Source organism: Reella acinonychis, assembly GCF_052828705.1.
On the sequence record NZ_CM128256.1, the window covers coordinates 304,579 to 321,611 of the forward strand.

Consider the following 17,033-nt stretch of genomic DNA (forward strand, 5'->3'; position numbering starts at 1 on the left):
ATTCCTCTTATCATTGCAATTCGTTTGCCAAACGAGCTAATTGTCCGCGGCTTGAGCCGTCAATTACAAAGTCGTCGGTACGAATGATAACTCCAGCAATTAGTGAGCTATCAACACTGCAATTTAATTTCACTTTACGAGCAAGTCTTTTTTCCATTGCGGCGACAATTTTCTGTTCTTGCGTTGCATTTAATGGTTGAGCTGAAATAACTTTAACTTCAGCTGTTGCTTGATATTCTTCCACATAATGTTGAAATTCAGAAAAAACTGCTGGAAGCACCGTTAAACGCTTATTTTCAGCCATTAATCGAATCAGATTTTGCCCATATTGATCAAGTTGGTCGCCACAAATAGAAATAACGGTATCCGCAACTTTCTGTGCAGAAAAGGAACCAGTTAAAAATGCTTGAATTTGCTCATTTTTCGCCACTTCTGCAACGAAAGAAAGCATTTCAGTCCATTTTTCAACCGCACTTTGTTCTACTGCAAAATCAAATGCTGCTTTTGCATAAGGGCGAGCTATCGTAGTTAATTCTGACATAAGCTCAACCTTCTTATAGTTCTGCAACTAATTTATCAATAATGTCGTTGTTTGCCGCTTCATCAATATGGCGACCCACAATTTTCTCAGCACCAGCAACGGCAAGAGAGGCGACTTTAACGCGTAATTCTTCTTGAACTCGTTTACGTTCAGCTTCCACTTCAGCATAGCCTTGTTCAATAATTTTGGCTTTTAATGCTTCCGCTTCCGTTTTCACTTCTTCAAGCATTTCATTACGGCGTTTATTGGCTAAATCAATAATTTCTTGTGCTTGTAATTTTGCTTTAGAAATTTCTTCTTCCACTAATACTTTAGTACTTGCTTGCTCTTTTTTAGCCGCTTCAGCAGAAGCTAAAGCATTAGCAATATTCGCTTGGCGATCTTCAATCGCTTTAATAAGTGGTGGCCATACAAATTTCATACAAAACGCAACAAAAAGTGCGAAAGCGATGAGTTGGCCAATTAGTGTTGCATTTAAATTCACAACGCCCTCCTAAAAGTCGGTTAAGTTATTCAATCGAATAACGGTTAATTTCAATCCCGACTTATTTCAATAAATCAATGAACGGGTTTGCGAAGATGAAAAGTAATGAAATACCTACAGCAATCATTGAAATAGCATCTAAAAGACCAGCTACGATAAACATTTTAGTTTGTAAGCTGTTTGCTAATTCTGGTTGACGAGCTGATGACTCTAAGAATTTACCACCTAAGATAGCAAAACCTAATGCAGTACCTAATGCAGCTACAGCAAGAAGAATTGCAGATGCGATGATTGTTGTAGTGATTACAGTTTCCATAATGTTCTCCATAAGATTGAAAATTAAGACCTAAGGTCCAGTTTGTTTATAAAAAATCGTTAAATTAGTGATCGGCTTTGTTATAGCCCATACTTAAGTAAACAATCGTTAACATCATAAAAATAAAGGCTTGTAATGTAATAACCAAAATATGGAAAATTGCCCAAACAAGATGTAACGGAATCCCTAATGCTTTTAAGGCAAAACTATCTGCCATATACATAATTGCAATAAGAATAAAGATTAATTCACCTGCATACATATTACCAAACAAACGGAATGCCAACGAAATTGGTTTCGCAAGTAAAGTAACTGTTTCAAGTAAAAAGTTAACTGGAATGAATGCCCAATGATTAAATGGATGCAATGTATATTCTTTCGCTAAACCGCCAAAACCTTTTGATTTGACGGTATAAAATAGAATAAGGAAGAAAACACAAATTGACATACCTAATGTGGCACTAATGTCTGCTGTCGGTACAGCGCGAAGATAATGAATACCAAATAAATTTGCAAATTGAGGAAGGAAGTCTACTGGAACTAAGTCGATAGCATTCATGATGAATACCCAGCAGAAAATTGTTAAAGCAATAGGGGCGATAGCGTTTCTTGGTCCATGGAAATTATCTTTTACTAATCCATCAACCCATTCAATCACAATTTCGATAAAACATTGCAATTTTCCTGGTACGCCTGATGTGGCTGTTTTCGCTACTCGAGAGAAAACGAAAAGAAAAATAGCACCTGAAATGATTGAGAAAAACAGACTATCTAAATGTACAGCCCAAAACCCTTCACCAGAAGCTAAAAAGCTTAAATGGTGCGTGATATAATCTGCAGTTGTTCCAGCCATAAATTATCCTTTTCAACAAATTATAAAAATTCTGTTATTTTCTAAAAGAAAGCAAAAATGGAATAAAATTATTTAACACTAATAATAAAACATAGCCCATAAAAAAAGCCATCACATTAAGATTAGTGATTAATTTTATGCTCAACATAATTAACAAGATGGTTGCCAACCATTTGAGACCTTCACCTCGATAAAGTGCGGTCATTTTTGCTTGATTTTTCGCTTGATGACGAAAAAAGAACCAATAAACCATTAATGTATGAGGTAAAAAGCCCACCAACATACCTACTAAAAAATCCCTTGCGTGAGCTGGTTTAAACAGAAAAACCATTAAGCTCAAAAAAAGGATAAACCCCATTTCAACAAGCAAGGATTTTAAATAATGTTGTTTGGCTTTATGGATTACAGCAGACATAATAAACCTTAATAACTGTAATTCATTAAATAAAACAGCGGAATTATACGATACAAAAATGAAAGTTTAAACTTAAAATCACCTAAAATGAGGTATTTGTCACAAAATTTCAACAAATTAGTAAATAAATTTTAATTATTCTTTTTGATTAGTACCAAATGACGCTCACCAACTAAGTCTGGCACCGCTAATTCAACTACTTTTTGAATAACAAAATGTGAATCAAGTAGTTCCACTTCGTCTTCATGATATTGCCCTTTTAATGCATAAAACAACCCTTGCTGATTAGGCAAATGTTGGCACCAATGGGTCATATCCTTCAAACTGGCAAAAGCCCTGCTTAAAACCCCATCAAATTGATGAACGGGCTTAAATTCTTCCACACGACTTAGCACTGGTTCTACATTAGTTAGTGCTAATTCACGTACTGCATTACGAATAAAACTAATACGCTTGCCTAAACTGTCCAACAAGAAGAATTTTTTATCTGGGTTAATAATGGCTAAAGGCAAGCCGGGCAAGCCTGGGCCTGTACCCACATCGATAAAAAGATCCCCTTGTAAATAAGAACTAACAACTACGCTATCCAAAATATGTTTAACTAACATTTCTTTTGGATCTCGCACTGAAGTCAAGTTGTAGGCTTTGTTCCATTTATCCAGTAACAAAACTAACTGTACCAGCTGCTTTTTTTGCTGATCTGTAAGAGAAAGTGCGGTCTGTTTTAATAAAGTTTCTAACTTTTCACTTAACTGTTGCTCAAGGTTCATTATTCGCCTCGTTTTAACATACCTTGTTTTTTCAAATTCACTAACAAAATTGAAATTGCAGCAGGAGTAACGCCTGAAATTCGACTTGCTTGTCCAATAGAAACAGGGCGATATTGTTCTAATTTAGAACGCACTTCGTTAGATAATCCTGAAACTAAGCTATAATCAAAACGATCTGGAATTGCCGTATTTTCATGACGTTTCTGTTTTTCAATTTCATCTTGTTGATGTTCAATATAGCCTTGATATTTAATGGCAATTTCCACCTGTTCTGCTGCTTGTTTATCCTCAAGTGCGGGTGAAAATGCTGCAGTTTTAGTTAATTTTTCATAGGTAATTTCTGGACGACGTAATAAGTCTTCGCCGCTGGCTTCACGCGTTAATGGATTGCCTACTAACTGATTAATTTCTGCCAAATGTTCTGATTGAGGGTGAATCCAAATTTGTTTTAAACGTTGACGTTCTTGCTCAATGTTATCCATTTTTTGATTAAAACGCGCCCAACGCGCCTCATCAATTAATCCTAATTTATGAGCAATAGGGGTTAAACGAATATCCGCATTATCTTCACGCAACAATAAACGGTATTCAGCACGAGAAGTAAATACACGATAAGGTTCTTTTGTGCCTAAGGTGCAAAGATCATCTACTAATACCCCAGTATAAGCCTGATCACGACGTGGGAACCATTGCTCTTTATCTTGCACATATAATCCAGCGTTAATACCGGCTAATAATCCCTGTGCTGCGGCTTCTTCATATCCCGTTGTACCATTAATTTGTCCCGCAAAGAATAAACCACTAATCGCTTTTGTTTCTAATGTTGGTTTTAAATCTCTTGGATCAAAATAATCATATTCAATGGCATAGCCTGGCTTCACAATTCGAGTTTTTTCCAAGCCTTTCATTGAATTTACAATGCCCATTTGTACATCAAATGGCAAACTGGTTGAAATCCCATTTGGATAAACTTCATTGGAGGTTAAACCTTCAGGCTCCAGATAAATTTGATGTGAATTACGTTCAGCAAAGCGCATAACCTTATCTTCAATAGAAGGGCAATAGCGAGGGCCAATACCTTCAATCACCCCTGTATACATTGGACTGCGATCCAAATTGTTACGGATCACTTCATGGGTATGATCATTGGTATGGGTAATAAAACAAGGAATTTGACGTGGATGTTGATCTACCGATCCCATAAAAGAGAAAACCGGCAATTCTTCATCACCATGCTGTTTTGCAAGTACATCAAAATTAATGGTACGCGCATCTAAACGTGGTGGTGTACCTGTTTTTAGACGATCAACACGTAAACCTAAATCACGTAAACGATGGGATAAGCTCACCGCAGCAGGATCGCCCGCTCGTCCACCTTCATAATTTTCCAAACCAATATGAATTTTACCTGCTAAAAATGTACCAGCTGTAAGAATGACGGATCTTGCACGAAATTTTAATCCCATTTTCGTTTCAACACCGCTAACACGATCCTGTTCAATTAATACATCTGTAACTTCTTGTTGGAAAATATCTAAATTAGGTTGATTTTCAAGTGCAATACGCACAGCTTGACGATATAAAACGCGGTCTGCCTGTGCACGTGTTGCGCGCACTGCAGGCCCTTTGCTGCTATTTAATGTGCGAAATTGGATCCCAGCCTGATCCGCTGCGGTTGCCATTAAACCACCCATGGCATCAATTTCTTTCACTAAATGGCCTTTACCAATACCACCAATTGCAGGGTTACAAGACATTTGCCCTAATGTATCAATATTATGAGTAAGCAATAATGTTTTTAGCCCCATTCTTGCTGGTGCCAGAGCTGCTTCTGTGCCTGCGTGACCGCCACCAATAACGATCACATCATAATTTTCTGTATAAAACATATAAACCTTAATACAATGAAAAGGATCGCTTTCACCGATCTTAAATAAAATAACGTGGTATTCTACTAAAAATTGATAGATCCTAAAAGTGGGATCGATAAGTTAGGATCTAAATAATGGATCACTAATAATATAAAGATCTATATATAAAAGATCTTATTATTACTATTATTAGATCCACTGATCGTTGTTTATAAGATCCTTTTTCCTTTTTATATAAATAACTTAGATCTTTTTGAACCTGAGTAAAACTTGGATCTTTACAGTGAAATAATTCTGTATAACTTGGCTAGTTATCCACAGATGCTATTTTTTTAGATCTTATCAAATGAAAAAATACAGCTTGTTGACAATTTTCTATAAAGTTATCCACAGTGAAATTTATGAGATAAATAAAAAAAGTGCGGTGAAATTAACCGCACTTTTCAAAACAAAGGAAAATAAATTAGAGTCTTTCAGCTAACATCGCTTCTAATTTTTCAATATCAATAGCGAATTTGCGGATACCCTCAGCTAATTTTTCAACTGCCATTGGGTCAGCATTATGTTGCCAATAGAATTCAGATTCTTTTAATGGTTCTGGACGTGCTTTTACTTCGCCATTGAACGTTAATTTGCGTACTAAAGGCGCATTACTTTCTTGTAATTCTTTTAATAAAGATGGCGCGATAGTTAAGCGGTCGCAACCTGCTAATTCGGTAATTTCACCAACATTGCGGAAACTTGCACCCATTACCACAGTTTCATAACCATATTGTTTATAATAATTATAAATTTCAGTTACTGAAACTACGCCAGGATCTTCTGCTGGTGCATAGTCTTTTTTATCTGAGTTTGCTTTGTACCAGTCAAGAATACGACCGACGAATGGTGAAATTAAATAAACACCCGCTTCAGCACAGGCACGAGCTTGCGCTTGAGAGAATAATAAGGTGAGGTTACAGTTAATATTTTCTTTTTCTAAGATTTCTGCTGCGCGGATACCTTGCCAAGTAGAAGCAATTTTGATTAGGATACGATCGTTAGCTACACCCGCTTCATTATAAAGACGGATAATTTTACGCGCTTTTTCAACAGTCGCTTCAGTATCATAAGAAAGACGTGCATCCACCTCAGTTGAAATGCGACCTGGTACTAATTTTAAAATTTCTAAACCAATGTTTACGGCTAATTTATCTTCCGCATCAATCAGTTGTTGTTTTTTACAATCACTTTGTTTTTTTGCATAAGCAATGGCTTCATCAATTAATGGTGCATACTGTGGTAATGCAGAAGCACTTAAAATTAATGAAGGGTTAGTTGTTGCATCTTGTGGCTTGTATAATTTCATCGCTTCGATATCGCCAGTATCGGCCACCACAACGGTCATTTCACGTAAAGCATCTAATTGTGTAGTCATAATTTTTCCTCAAGTTTTAGGGGATTGCATAATACAAAATATAATTTATTTATAGTCTATTTACGCAGAGGTAAACTATAATACATAAAAATTTATATACAAGTAAAAAATGAAAAAGGGGCAATGAATGAAGCTATTTTTAGGTATTACGGGATACAGTGGAAGTGGAAAAACCACTTTATTAGAAAAATTGCTGCCTGAATTGAAATCCTTAGGCTTAAAAGTCGCGGTGATTAAACATAGCCACCATAATGCACAAGTAGATAAAGAAGGAAAAGACAGCTGGCGAATGAAAGAAGCGGGTGCAAGTCAAGTTATTATGGCTTGTGATCAACGTTGGGCATTAATGACAGAAACGCCTATTCCTGCCTCTTTTTCTTATTTAATCCAACAATTTGATCAGCAGTTGGTGGATTTGATTTTAATTGAAGGTTTTAAGCAAGAACAAATGCCAAAAATTTTGTTACACCGAAAGGCAATGACAAAACCTCTGCCTGACATCGATCAATATGTATTGGCATTGGCAACAGATTATCAAATAGACGGCGATATTCCTTGTTTGGATATCAATAATATCCCTCAAATTGCCCAGTTTATTGATCAATATGTGCAACAAAAAAGTGCGGTGGAAAATCATTAAATTTTTATGCAGACAACTTATCGTTCTTTAGCTTGGATTGCGGCGACGGCATTTTTTATGCAAACCCTTGATGCCACCATATTAACCACCGCATTACCTGCTATTTCATTGGATTTACAACAATCGCCGTTGCATATGCAGCTAACGGTGATTAGTTATGCTTTAACTGTGGCTTTGTTCATTCCAATGAGCGGTTGGATGGCTGACAAATATGGTACATTAACCATTTTCCGATTTTCTGTTTCCACCTTTGTTTTAGGTTCTATTTGTTGTGCTTTTTCCACCAGTTTAGAAATGCTGATTTTCTCCCGCATTTTGCAGGGATTTGGTGGCGCAATGATGATGCCAGTTTCTCGCCTAGCCATTATTCGCGTGATACCTAAAAATGAATTGCTGCCCGTATTAAATCTTATGGCAATGGCAGGCTTAACTGGGCCTATTTTAGGACCTGTACTGGGCGGATGGCTGTCCACCTATGCCTCTTGGCATTGGATTTTTCTTATTAATATTCCTATTGGTTTATTAGGCGTATTACTGGCGCACCGTTTTATGCCAAATTTGCGGAATGAAGTAAAAAAATTCGATTGGCAAGGTTTTTTGCTTTTTGCTGGCGGATTGGTGGGTTTTACCTTAGGACTGGATTTACTCGGTGAAGCCTTTTTGCCACAATGGCAATCAGGATTAATTATTTTAATCGGTATGGCTTTTTTATTAAGTTATTACCTTTATGCTAAAAATAAAAGCGATGCATTAATTCCACTTAGTTTATTTAAAGTGCGCACTTATTTATTAGGTTCTTGGGCAAATTTATTTATTCGTTTATGTGGCTCAGGTATTCCATTTTTATTGCCTTTAATGCTACAACTCTCATTTCATTATGATGCCGACATTGCCGGCTGGCTCGTTTCCCCCATTGCGTTGAGCTCTTTAGCTGTTAAACCCTTTATTCGCAAATTATTATTTAAATTAGGTTATAAAAAAACCTTAATTTACGCCGCACTTTTTATGATGATTTCTATCATTTTAATGTCATTTTTAACCACCGATTCGGCTTTGTGGCTATATCTATTATTGGTTTCACTTTATGGTTTTTGTTTATCTATTTTATTTACTTCCGTCAACACATTAACCATTTCTGAATTAGACCAACAAACCGCAAGTGCAGGGGCGACAATGCTGAGTGTTGTTCAACAAGTAGGTATTGGATTAGGCATTGCCATTGCAGCGATTGCGCTTAATTTTTATCGTGAATACATTGACCAACAACCATTGCAACAAGCATTCAGCTATACCTTTTTAACTAGTGCATTATTTGGTTTATTGCTGCTCTTTGTGGTGTCAAAATTGCACAAAAATGATGGCAAGAATTTGCATTAACGAGTCAAAAAAGCCTTTATTTCCGCAAAGGCTTGTTGGCGGATTTCATCGCGCTCAAATAAAATTTCATGTTTTGCTTGTGCCACTTTAATTAACTTTCCTTGTGGCAAAAGTGCGGTCAATTTTTGCAAAGTTTTATTGCTCACAATTTGCTCTTGTTCCGCTTGTAGAATTAATACGGGAATTTCAATGCGAGAAAGGATTGTTGGCAATTTTTTCGTGGCTTGCAAACATAAATGCGCCCATTTAAATGTAGGGCCGCCCAAATGTACTTCTGGAAAGGTTAAATTTATCTCATTCATCCATTGCATACGCACTTGGCTGCTGCTTAACTTATTATCCATCACATCAACAGGCTGATAATCCGTTTTGCCAAATACATATTTTTTTCCTTGCCCAAACAACATCATCAGGCTTAGCAATATTTCATCCATCAGCAGATTTTTCATCGGCAAAGCAAAAAATGGCGCAGAAAATACCGCACTTTTAATCTGATGATCTGCATTTGCTAAATAAAAACTGCTAATTAATGCACCTAAAGAATGAGCAAGTAAATGTTGGGTTTGATAGGTATAAAGTGCGGTGATATTTTCAATGATTTTTGCCATATCTTCCGCATAAAAACGAAACTCATCAATATAGCCTTTTTCAGTATGGGGTAATAATCGTTGGGAATAACCTTGCCCACGATGATCAAACAACAACACATCATAGCCCTGATGATAAAAATCATAGGCCACTTCTGACCACTTCAATAGATTTTCTGCTCTGCCATTGACTAAAATCATTAGTTTATCTGAGCCATTTGTTTGCAGAAAATGGCGATAAGCCAAACGGCAGCCTTTTTTCCCTTCAATATATTGCACTGGAAATGGCGCAAGCCAAGGTGATAATTGCTGCTGTAAAAAATGATGGAATTGCGATTCTCTTTGCATTTGGATTTAAATGAAGTAAAAAAGTGCGGTGAAATCCACCGCACTTTTGAGGTTAGCAAGAATTAAACTAATTGTTTTAAGATACGACGAACTGGCTCTGCAGCACCCCATAATAATTGGTCGCCAACAGTAAAGGCTGCCACATATTCTGGGCCCATAGCAAGCTTACGTAAACGACCAACAGGGATACTCAATGTGCCTGTTACTTTTGCTGGTGTTAATTCACGTAAAGTCGTTTCTTTGTCGTTTGGAATGACTTTCACCCACTCATTGTGTGCAGCGATAATTTGTTCAATTTCTGCTAATGGGATATCTTTTTTCAATTTAATTGTAAAGGCTTGGCTATGGCAACGTAATGCACCAATGCGAACACATAAGCCATCTACTGGAATTGGGTTGTCGCTTAAACCTAAAATTTTGTTGGTTTCTGCATAGCCTTTCCATTCTTCTTTGGTTTGTCCTGTTTCTGGTAATAATTTGTCAATCCAAGGAATTAAGCTGCCTGCTAAAGCCGCACCAAAGTTATCTGTTGGGAAGCTATCTTCACGCATTGTTGCAGTCACTTTGCGTTCAATATCTAAAATGGAAGAAGCAGGATCTGCTAATTCAGCTTTTACGCTGTCTTCTAATTGTCCCATTTGCACGAGTAATTCACGCATATTTTTTGCGCCAGCGCCAGAAGCTGCTTGATAGGTTGCTACAGACACCCATTCAACTAAATCTTTTTCAAATAAACCACCGATGGCCATTAACATTAAACTTACTGTACAGTTTCCGCCCACAAAGGTTTTAATGCCTTTGTTTAAGCCTTCTGTAATCACATTTTGGTTTACGGGGTCTAAAACGATAATGGCATCATCTTTCATACGAAGCGCTGATGCTGCGTCAATCCAGTAACCATCCCAGCCTGTTTGTTTTAATTTTGGATAGACTTCGTTGGTATAGTCACCACCTTGACAGGTAACAATAATGTCCAGTTTTTTAAGTTCATCAATATCAAAAGCATTTTTTAATTCGCCCGCGTCTTTTCCTGCAAAAACAGGGGCTTTTTGACCAGCTTGTGATGTAGTGAAGAAAATAGGATTGATATTGGCAAAATCATTTTCTTGCACCATACGATCCATTAATACGGAACCGACCATTCCGCGCCATCCGATAAATCCGACATTTTTCATAGTTTATTCCTTAAGTTGTGTTTGATAAGTTTACATTAATTACAGATTGGCGAATTAAAATCAAGCATTTTAATAAAAAAAGCAGATTTTTAATGTAGGAATTGGATAATCTACCTCTCTTTATTAAATAATCTTTAAATAAAATAGCGATTGACTTGTTAGCCAATCGCTATTAAGAAGTTACTTCATTAAACTGTTAGAATGTGTAGTTTACATTTAAGCGGATATCACGTCCCATACCTGGTAAGGTTGCACCTCGTTGGCTATGTGGGTGATAGAATTTATTAAATGCATTATTAATCGCAAGATTGACATTTAATTTTTCATCTTTTAATGGTTTCCAGCTGATATAGAAGTCATGAGTAATATAACTATCACGAGCACTTTCTGCAGCTGTTTTGTCCGCATTAGCTAATGCATAACCTTTTTCTTTTTCTACATAGTTACCTTTCCAACCTAACTCTAAATCAGGGGTATCAAAGCGATAAGATAGGCCAGCTGTCCAAGTACGACCTGTTTGTACCGCAAACTCAGGATTGAGTCTGGAATCAGGTTTGGTGTTATTTAAGTAAAATCTTGGTTTACTATCAGATACACCAAAGCGTGCGGTTAAGCCTTCATAACGGTAAGAGGCTTTTAATTCGTAACCATGGTTTTTCGAATAACCATCATTAACTGCTTGTTTTACACCGCTAATCACGTTGCCTAAGGCATCATGTCTATCTTGTGGGTTTACAATTAAATTATTTACTTTTTGCCAGAAGTAGCTACCTTCGAAAGTGAAGTTGCCACTATTGTAGTTGAAACCAATTTCAGTATTGCGAGCTTGTTCTGCCTCAATATTTGGATCAACGGAAATCTGTCTAATACCAACCATTAATGCATCATATAAACGTGGGCTGCGTGAGGCATAGTTATGATTTGCACTAAAGCTTAATTCAGGTGTTGCTTGATAAATTAATCCAACACTTGGATTTAATTTACCGCCAGAAGCTTTCACGCCATCATTTGCTTTCATATTAAAGTGGTCATAACGTAAACCTGTGGTTAAGGTGAAATCACCAATTCCACTGATCATTTCAACATAAGCACCAACATCTGTTTTTTCAGGGTTGTTTTTAACGAATGCCAGCTTTTTGTGAGGTTTAATTTCTTGATTACGGTAATTTACGCCATATTTAACTAATACATTTTCACCAATATAAGAATCAAAGTTCACATTAGCGCCACGAGTATTAATTACCGTTGTTGTTGGACCTGATACTTTGCCACAATATCCACAACCACTATCATCTGCTGAATAACGTTTGTTTTTCATTACATAAGCATTTGCGGTGACTTCATTGATAAAACCAAGATTTTTACCAATATATTCAAGATTCGTGTTAGTTAAAGTTGTTTCACGATAGGATGGTGATTGGCGTGCTAAAGTAAGGCGACCTGTATCAAAAGCAGCAAATTCTTCACGTACTAAACGCGTGCCACGATGTTGATCTTGTAAATGACTTAATACAAAACGATGATCACCAAATGTCGCACCTAATTTAACAATGTAGTTGCGTTTGTCTAGTGCACTGTAAGGCACTTTATTGCTACCATTTAATCCATTAACATAATGTTTTCCTGCTTTGTAATCCTCTTCATCATTACGATTAAAAGAAAGTAATGCATCAAAATGACCTGTTTTACCAAAAACGCTTGCGCCATAAGAATGACCGTTATTGCTAGAATAACCTCCGTTTAATTTAAAACCATAGTCGCGTTTACTGCCTTCTAATAGGTCTAATGCATCTACTGTTTTAGCAATAATCGCACCATTGGTTGCGCCAATGCCTGCACTTGCAGATCCTGCCCCTTTTTGTACCGAAACGCTTTTCAATAATGATGGATCAATAATAAAGCGAGCTTGGTGATATAAGATTTGGCTATCGGATGACGCACCGTCTACTTTAATATCAACGGAATTTTGCCCCATTCCACGAATGGTTAAGAATTGTGATGTACCGTTACCCGCCGCGAAGCCAATTGATGGTTCCTCTCTAAACAAACCACGTAAATCAGTTTCTGTGCTGCGATCTTGTTGCGCTAATGTAATCACATCTGTTGAGTTTTTTGTGCCTGTATGAGCAGTAACATCAATCATTTCTAATGTTGAGGATGGGTTAGCATAAAGGCTAGAAGAAGCTGCTAGTAAAATAGCTAAGGTGAGTTTATTTTTATTGAAGTGCATAATGGCTCCCTGAGAAGTTGTATTTAATCAACGAAAAAAGAGCACAAAGTATATTTGTTTTATAAATAAGAATCAATATCATTTGTGTTTGTTCGATTAAAATATTAACAACTACTTTTGGAGCCAATCATAGATATATATGTTGGAAATTATTTGTCTAACATTTTTATATGCTTGTTTGCTGCTATCCAAGCAGATGCATAGCCAACAATGGAGCAGATGATTAATAAGAAAAAGACTTCTGTTATTTCCAATCCATTTAATTCAAATTTGACAGCGAAAATATCTGTTACATATTTGACCGCACTTGTGAAGTAGCCGATCACTAAGCTACTGAAAATACAAGCAAATAATGCACCAAGAAAACCGTAAATAATGCCAGTGTAAAGGAATGGGCGCAAAATAAATTGGTCGGTCGCACCGAGCAATTTAACTACTTGAATATTGGCTTTGCTACTATAAACATCAGAACGAATACTGTTCCCAATCACTAAAAATACTGCAAGAGTCATTAATACAGCACAGAAAATGGCAACATGAGCAATTAACCAAGTGAGCGCAGCGAGTTTTTCTAACCAATCGTTATCCATGCGTACTTCTTCGACACCTTTGATTTTCATTAGGCTATCGTGTAGCTCTTTACGTTTTTCAGACGCTTGATAATCTGATGTGGGCTTAATCATCACAACTGCAGGAAGTGGGTTATCATCTAAAATATCCAATTCTTCGCCAAAGCCTGACCAACTGCGAAAATCTTTCAAACTTTCTTGGCGAGAAATATAATTTAAGCTTTCAATACCTTGTTGTTGCTGAATCTTGCTGACAATGGCATTGGCGTCATCTTCGTTTAAATTTTTATGCAGATAAACTGTTAATTCGGTTTCAGGATAAAATGTGGTAGTGGCTTGATGTGTATTTTTCCACAACAAGAAACTAACGGTTGGGATGGTGAGGGATACAGCAATCACTAAAATCGTTAAGATGGTACCGTATTTTTTCTTGATTAAGTCCTTCAATACCGAATTTAGTACATATTGCATTCTTGCCCAAAATGGCGCGCTTTGATTTACTTTCATAAAAACTCTCCAAAAAAAGACCGCACTTTTAGCGCAAATGCCCTTGTTCTAATGTGAGGCAAGGTTTAGGTTTCTGCTGGATTAAGCCGATGTCGTGAGTGGCGATTAACACTGTCATTCCCATATTATTGAACTCTTCAAACAAGTTGAAAATTTCAAGAGAAAGGGCATTGTCTAAATTGCCCGTTGGTTCATCGGCCAATAATAATTGGGGTTTGTGGATGATTGCTCGAGCAATATCTACGCGCTGTTGCTCACCACCAGAGAGATGAACTGGCAAATGATTGGCGCGCTCGTATAATCCCACGCGATCTAAGGCTGCGGAAGCGCGTTCTACCGCTGTTTTAGGATGCATGCCCGCAATAATTAATGGCATGGCGACATTTTCTGCCACAGAGCGATCGGGCAATAAACGATAATCTTGGTGCACCATGCCGATTTGGCGGCGTAAAAAAGGTAATTCATGGTGAGAAAGACGAGTAATATCGTGGCCGTTAAACCAAATGCTGCCACCATTCGCGCGTTCCATTCCCATAATTAACTTTAATAATGTGCTTTTTCCTGCGCCAGAATGACCTGTTAAATAAGTCATGCTGCCAACGGGCAAATGGAAAGTCAGTCCTTGCAAAGCAGGCTTTCCGCCTAAATACGCTTTGCTCACATTTTGAAAATGAATCATGTTATTTCTCTTTATTCTTCATGAGTAAATAATGCATCAATAAATTCATCTGCATTAAATGTACGTAAATCTTCGATTTTTTCCCCAACGCCAATGTAGCGAATAGGCAAACCAAATTGATCAGCAATAGCGAAAATGACACCACCTTTGGCGGTACCATCTAATTTGGTTAAGCTAATGCCTGTTAAACCCACAGCTTCATTAAATAATTTAGCTTGGCTAATAGCATTTTGACCAGTGCTTGCATCGAGCGTGAGCATAATTTCATGGGGCGCGCTTTCATCGTATTTTTTCATCACGCGGACAATTTTCTTCAATTCGTCCATAAGATTATTTTTATTTTGCAAACGCCCTGCTGTATCCGCAATTAATATATCAATATTGCGTGCTGCTGCAGATTGCATAGCATCAAAAATAACAGAAGCAGAGTCAGAACCTGTGCTTTGTGCAATAACAGGAATATTATTACGTTCTCCCCAAACCTGTAATTGTTCCACAGCTGCTGCGCGGAAGGTATCGCCAGCGGCTAGCATAACGGATTTCCCTTGTTGTTGGAATTGGCGAGCCAATTTACCAATGGTGGTAGTTTTACCCACGCCATTCACGCCAACCATTAAAATAACATAAGGTTTTTTATCGCTTTCAAGCTGTAAAGGCTGAGCAACAGGTTTCAAAATCGCCGACATTTCTTGTTTTAATTGTTGATAGAGTAAATTAGCATCTTTTAATTGCTGGCGAGTGGCATGCAACTCAAGGTTTTTGATAATTTTCGTTGTAGTTGGCACGCCAATATCTGCGATCAGCAACTGTTCTTCTAATTCTTCAAATAATTCGTCATCAATTTTTTTGCCGGAGAAAAAGGACAAAAATCCCGAACCAATATTTTGTTTGGTTTTGACCAAGCCTTTTAATAAACGACTAAAGAAACCACCTTCGCTTGGTTTTTCTTGTGTAACAGCCGATGCTGAGATAGGTTGTTCCTCGACTTCCTCGACTTCCTCGACTTCCTCGACTTCCTCGACTTCCTCGACTTCCTCGACTTCTTCGACTTCTTCGACTTCTTCGACTTCTTCGACTTCTTCGACTTCTTCGACTTCTTCGACTTCTTCGACTTCTTCGACTTCTTCGACTTCTTCGACTTCTTCAGGGGTTGCGATTATTTCATCTGGGATTTCAGTTGTAATCTGTTGTTCTGTTGAAACTTCGTCAAAATGCACCGCACTTTGATTATCTGAGGGCTGTGAGGTAGCGGTTTCTGCTTCAGAAACGTATTCTGTTATTTGGTTTTCTTCATTGTCGGTTTCTGATTGCGTGTCGATAGGTTCTTGTTGTTTCTTCTTGTTAAAACCTAACCACGACCAAAAGCCACCTTTTTTATTCTCATCTGCCATAATAATCTCTTAATTTCTGTTAGAATACGGGAAAATTAGCATAGTTTATCATTTATCTGTATGAAAAAATACCGAAAAGCGCAGGCGATAACGTCGAGTAAAACAACAAATTTAGCGAAAGGGGAAGTGCGAATTATTGCAGGTCTCTGGCGCGGTCGAAAATTGCCGGTGCTTAACTCAGAAGGATTGCGCCCAACAGGTGACCGAGTGAAAGAAACGCTATTTAATTGGTTAATGCCTTATATCGTTGATAGCCGTTGCTTAGATGCCTTTGCTGGTAGTGGATCCTTGGGGTTTGAAGCACTTTCTCGTCAAGCGAAATCAGTCACTTTTATTGAATTGGATAAAGGTGTGGCTGCACAATTAAAACGTAATTTACAAACACTAAAATGCGATGAAAACCAAGGAAAAGTGGTGAATCAGAGTTGTTTAGATTTCCTAAAACTTGCGCAAAATGCACCGCAGTTTGATGTGGTTTTTCTTGATCCACCGTTTAATTTGGGACTAACTGAGCAAGTTGTGCCTTTGCTAGAACAGCATAATTGGCTCAGCTCAGGTGCGCTAATTTATATCGAGACGGAACGAAATAAAGTATTAACAGTGCCAGACAATTGGTCCTTACTAAAAGAGAAAACCACCGGGCAAGTGAGTTATCGATTATATCAAAAAGGCGAAATGACAGAGTAAAATCTTTGCTTGTTAATTCTGCTTTTTAAATAAAACACCGCACTTTTTTAAGATAAAGTGCGGTGTTTTTGTTAGTGTTTTTTTATTCTTTTGGTAGTTTGGTAACTGAGATGATCAAACCGCCCCAGATAATAGCAAGGGCTATTGACATCATAATGATTGCACTTGTGCTCATA

General features: G+C 37.4%; 18 protein-coding genes. 3 read left to right on the plus strand and 15 right to left on the minus strand.

From position 1 onward, the window contains the following. Positions 1-10 precede the first annotated feature (10 nt). The 8 genes from atpH to tal all read right to left on the minus strand — a co-directional run bounded on the left by atpH (position 11) and on the right by tal (position 6,667). Positions 11-541, minus strand: coding sequence for a F0F1 ATP synthase subunit delta (gene atpH, locus ACUXZ4_RS01595; protein WP_464973313.1), 531 nt, complete (start codon positions 539-541; stop codon positions 11-13). A gap of 13 nt (positions 542-554) precedes the next feature. Further along, entirely contained in the window at positions 555-1,025 is a 471-nt protein-coding gene (gene atpF, locus ACUXZ4_RS01600; protein ID WP_464973314.1) for a F0F1 ATP synthase subunit B, read from the minus strand. A 61-nt stretch (positions 1,026-1,086) separates the two neighbouring features. Next, the gene (gene atpE, locus ACUXZ4_RS01605) at positions 1,087-1,341 is read right to left on the minus strand and encodes a F0F1 ATP synthase subunit C (RefSeq protein WP_464973315.1); all 255 of its coding nucleotides are present in this window, start codon (positions 1,339-1,341) and stop codon (positions 1,087-1,089) included. Between the two features lie 64 nt (positions 1,342-1,405). Beyond that, positions 1,406-2,194 (minus strand): F0F1 ATP synthase subunit A, encoded by a 789-nt coding sequence (gene atpB, locus ACUXZ4_RS01610; protein ID WP_464973316.1) that lies wholly within the window; start codon positions 2,192-2,194, stop codon positions 1,406-1,408. A 34-nt stretch (positions 2,195-2,228) separates the two neighbouring features. Beyond that, positions 2,229-2,609: an ATP synthase subunit I gene (locus tag ACUXZ4_RS01615; RefSeq protein WP_464973317.1), complete on the minus strand. Its 381-nt coding sequence runs from the start codon at positions 2,607-2,609 to the stop codon at positions 2,229-2,231. 131 nt (positions 2,610-2,740) lie between these two features. Next, the gene (rsmG, locus tag ACUXZ4_RS01620; protein WP_464973971.1) at positions 2,741-3,382 is read right to left on the minus strand and encodes a 16S rRNA (guanine(527)-N(7))-methyltransferase RsmG; all 642 of its coding nucleotides are present in this window, start codon (positions 3,380-3,382) and stop codon (positions 2,741-2,743) included. After that, positions 3,379-5,268, minus strand: a complete 1,890-nt coding sequence (mnmG, locus tag ACUXZ4_RS01625) for a tRNA uridine-5-carboxymethylaminomethyl(34) synthesis enzyme MnmG (protein WP_464973318.1) — start codon at positions 5,266-5,268, stop codon at positions 3,379-3,381. Before mnmG ends, rsmG begins: the two co-directional genes overlap by 4 nt. 445 nt (positions 5,269-5,713) lie before the next feature. After that, positions 5,714-6,667, minus strand: coding sequence for a transaldolase (gene tal, locus ACUXZ4_RS01630; RefSeq protein WP_464973319.1), 954 nt, complete (start codon positions 6,665-6,667; stop codon positions 5,714-5,716). Positions 6,668-6,794: 127 nt separating this feature from the next. On the opposite strand from tal, the gene mobB reads away from it, so the two are divergent. Further along, positions 6,795-7,307, plus strand: coding sequence for a molybdopterin-guanine dinucleotide biosynthesis protein B (mobB, locus tag ACUXZ4_RS01635; RefSeq protein ID WP_464973320.1), 513 nt, complete (start codon positions 6,795-6,797; stop codon positions 7,305-7,307). Continuing rightward, entirely contained in the window at positions 7,308-8,684 is a 1,377-nt protein-coding gene (locus ACUXZ4_RS01640) for an MFS transporter (protein WP_464973972.1), read from the plus strand. Here the strand turns inward: ACUXZ4_RS01640 and ACUXZ4_RS01645 are convergent. The 6 genes from ACUXZ4_RS01645 to ftsY all read right to left on the minus strand — a co-directional run bounded on the left by ACUXZ4_RS01645 (position 8,681) and on the right by ftsY (position 16,170). After that, positions 8,681-9,619 (minus strand): alpha/beta fold hydrolase, encoded by a 939-nt coding sequence (locus ACUXZ4_RS01645; RefSeq protein ID WP_464973321.1) that lies wholly within the window; start codon positions 9,617-9,619, stop codon positions 8,681-8,683. The two genes, ACUXZ4_RS01640 and ACUXZ4_RS01645, sit on opposite strands and share 4 nt — an antisense overlap. A gap of 62 nt (positions 9,620-9,681) precedes the next feature. After that, the gene (gene asd, locus ACUXZ4_RS01650) at positions 9,682-10,794 is read right to left on the minus strand and encodes an aspartate-semialdehyde dehydrogenase (protein WP_464973322.1); all 1,113 of its coding nucleotides are present in this window, start codon (positions 10,792-10,794) and stop codon (positions 9,682-9,684) included. A gap of 196 nt (positions 10,795-10,990) precedes the next feature. Beyond that, positions 10,991-13,024 carry a TonB-dependent siderophore receptor gene (locus ACUXZ4_RS01655; RefSeq protein ID WP_464973323.1) on the minus strand — a complete coding sequence of 678 codons (2,034 nt, stop codon included), beginning with the start codon at positions 13,022-13,024 and terminating at the stop codon, positions 10,991-10,993. Positions 13,025-13,173: 149 nt separating this feature from the next. After that, entirely contained in the window at positions 13,174-14,100 is a 927-nt protein-coding gene (ftsX, locus tag ACUXZ4_RS01660) for a permease-like cell division protein FtsX (protein ID WP_464973324.1), read from the minus strand. Positions 14,101-14,128: 28 nt separating this feature from the next. Next, positions 14,129-14,779 carry a cell division ATP-binding protein FtsE gene (gene ftsE, locus ACUXZ4_RS01665; RefSeq protein WP_464973325.1) on the minus strand — a complete coding sequence of 217 codons (651 nt, stop codon included), beginning with the start codon at positions 14,777-14,779 and terminating at the stop codon, positions 14,129-14,131. Between the two features lie 11 nt (positions 14,780-14,790). Beyond that, entirely contained in the window at positions 14,791-16,170 is a 1,380-nt protein-coding gene (ftsY, locus tag ACUXZ4_RS01670; RefSeq protein ID WP_464973326.1) for a signal recognition particle-docking protein FtsY, read from the minus strand. Positions 16,171-16,230: 60 nt separating this feature from the next. On the opposite strand from ftsY, the gene rsmD reads away from it, so the two are divergent. Next, entirely contained in the window at positions 16,231-16,857 is a 627-nt protein-coding gene (gene rsmD / locus ACUXZ4_RS01675) for a 16S rRNA (guanine(966)-N(2))-methyltransferase RsmD (RefSeq protein ID WP_464973327.1), read from the plus strand. Positions 16,858-16,939: 82 nt separating this feature from the next. Here the strand turns inward: rsmD and ACUXZ4_RS01680 are convergent, their stop codons facing one another. Further along, positions 16,940-17,032 (minus strand): methionine/alanine import family NSS transporter small subunit, encoded by a 93-nt coding sequence (locus ACUXZ4_RS01680; protein WP_464973328.1) that lies wholly within the window; start codon positions 17,030-17,032, stop codon positions 16,940-16,942. Between the last annotated feature and the right edge of the window lies 1 nt (position 17,033).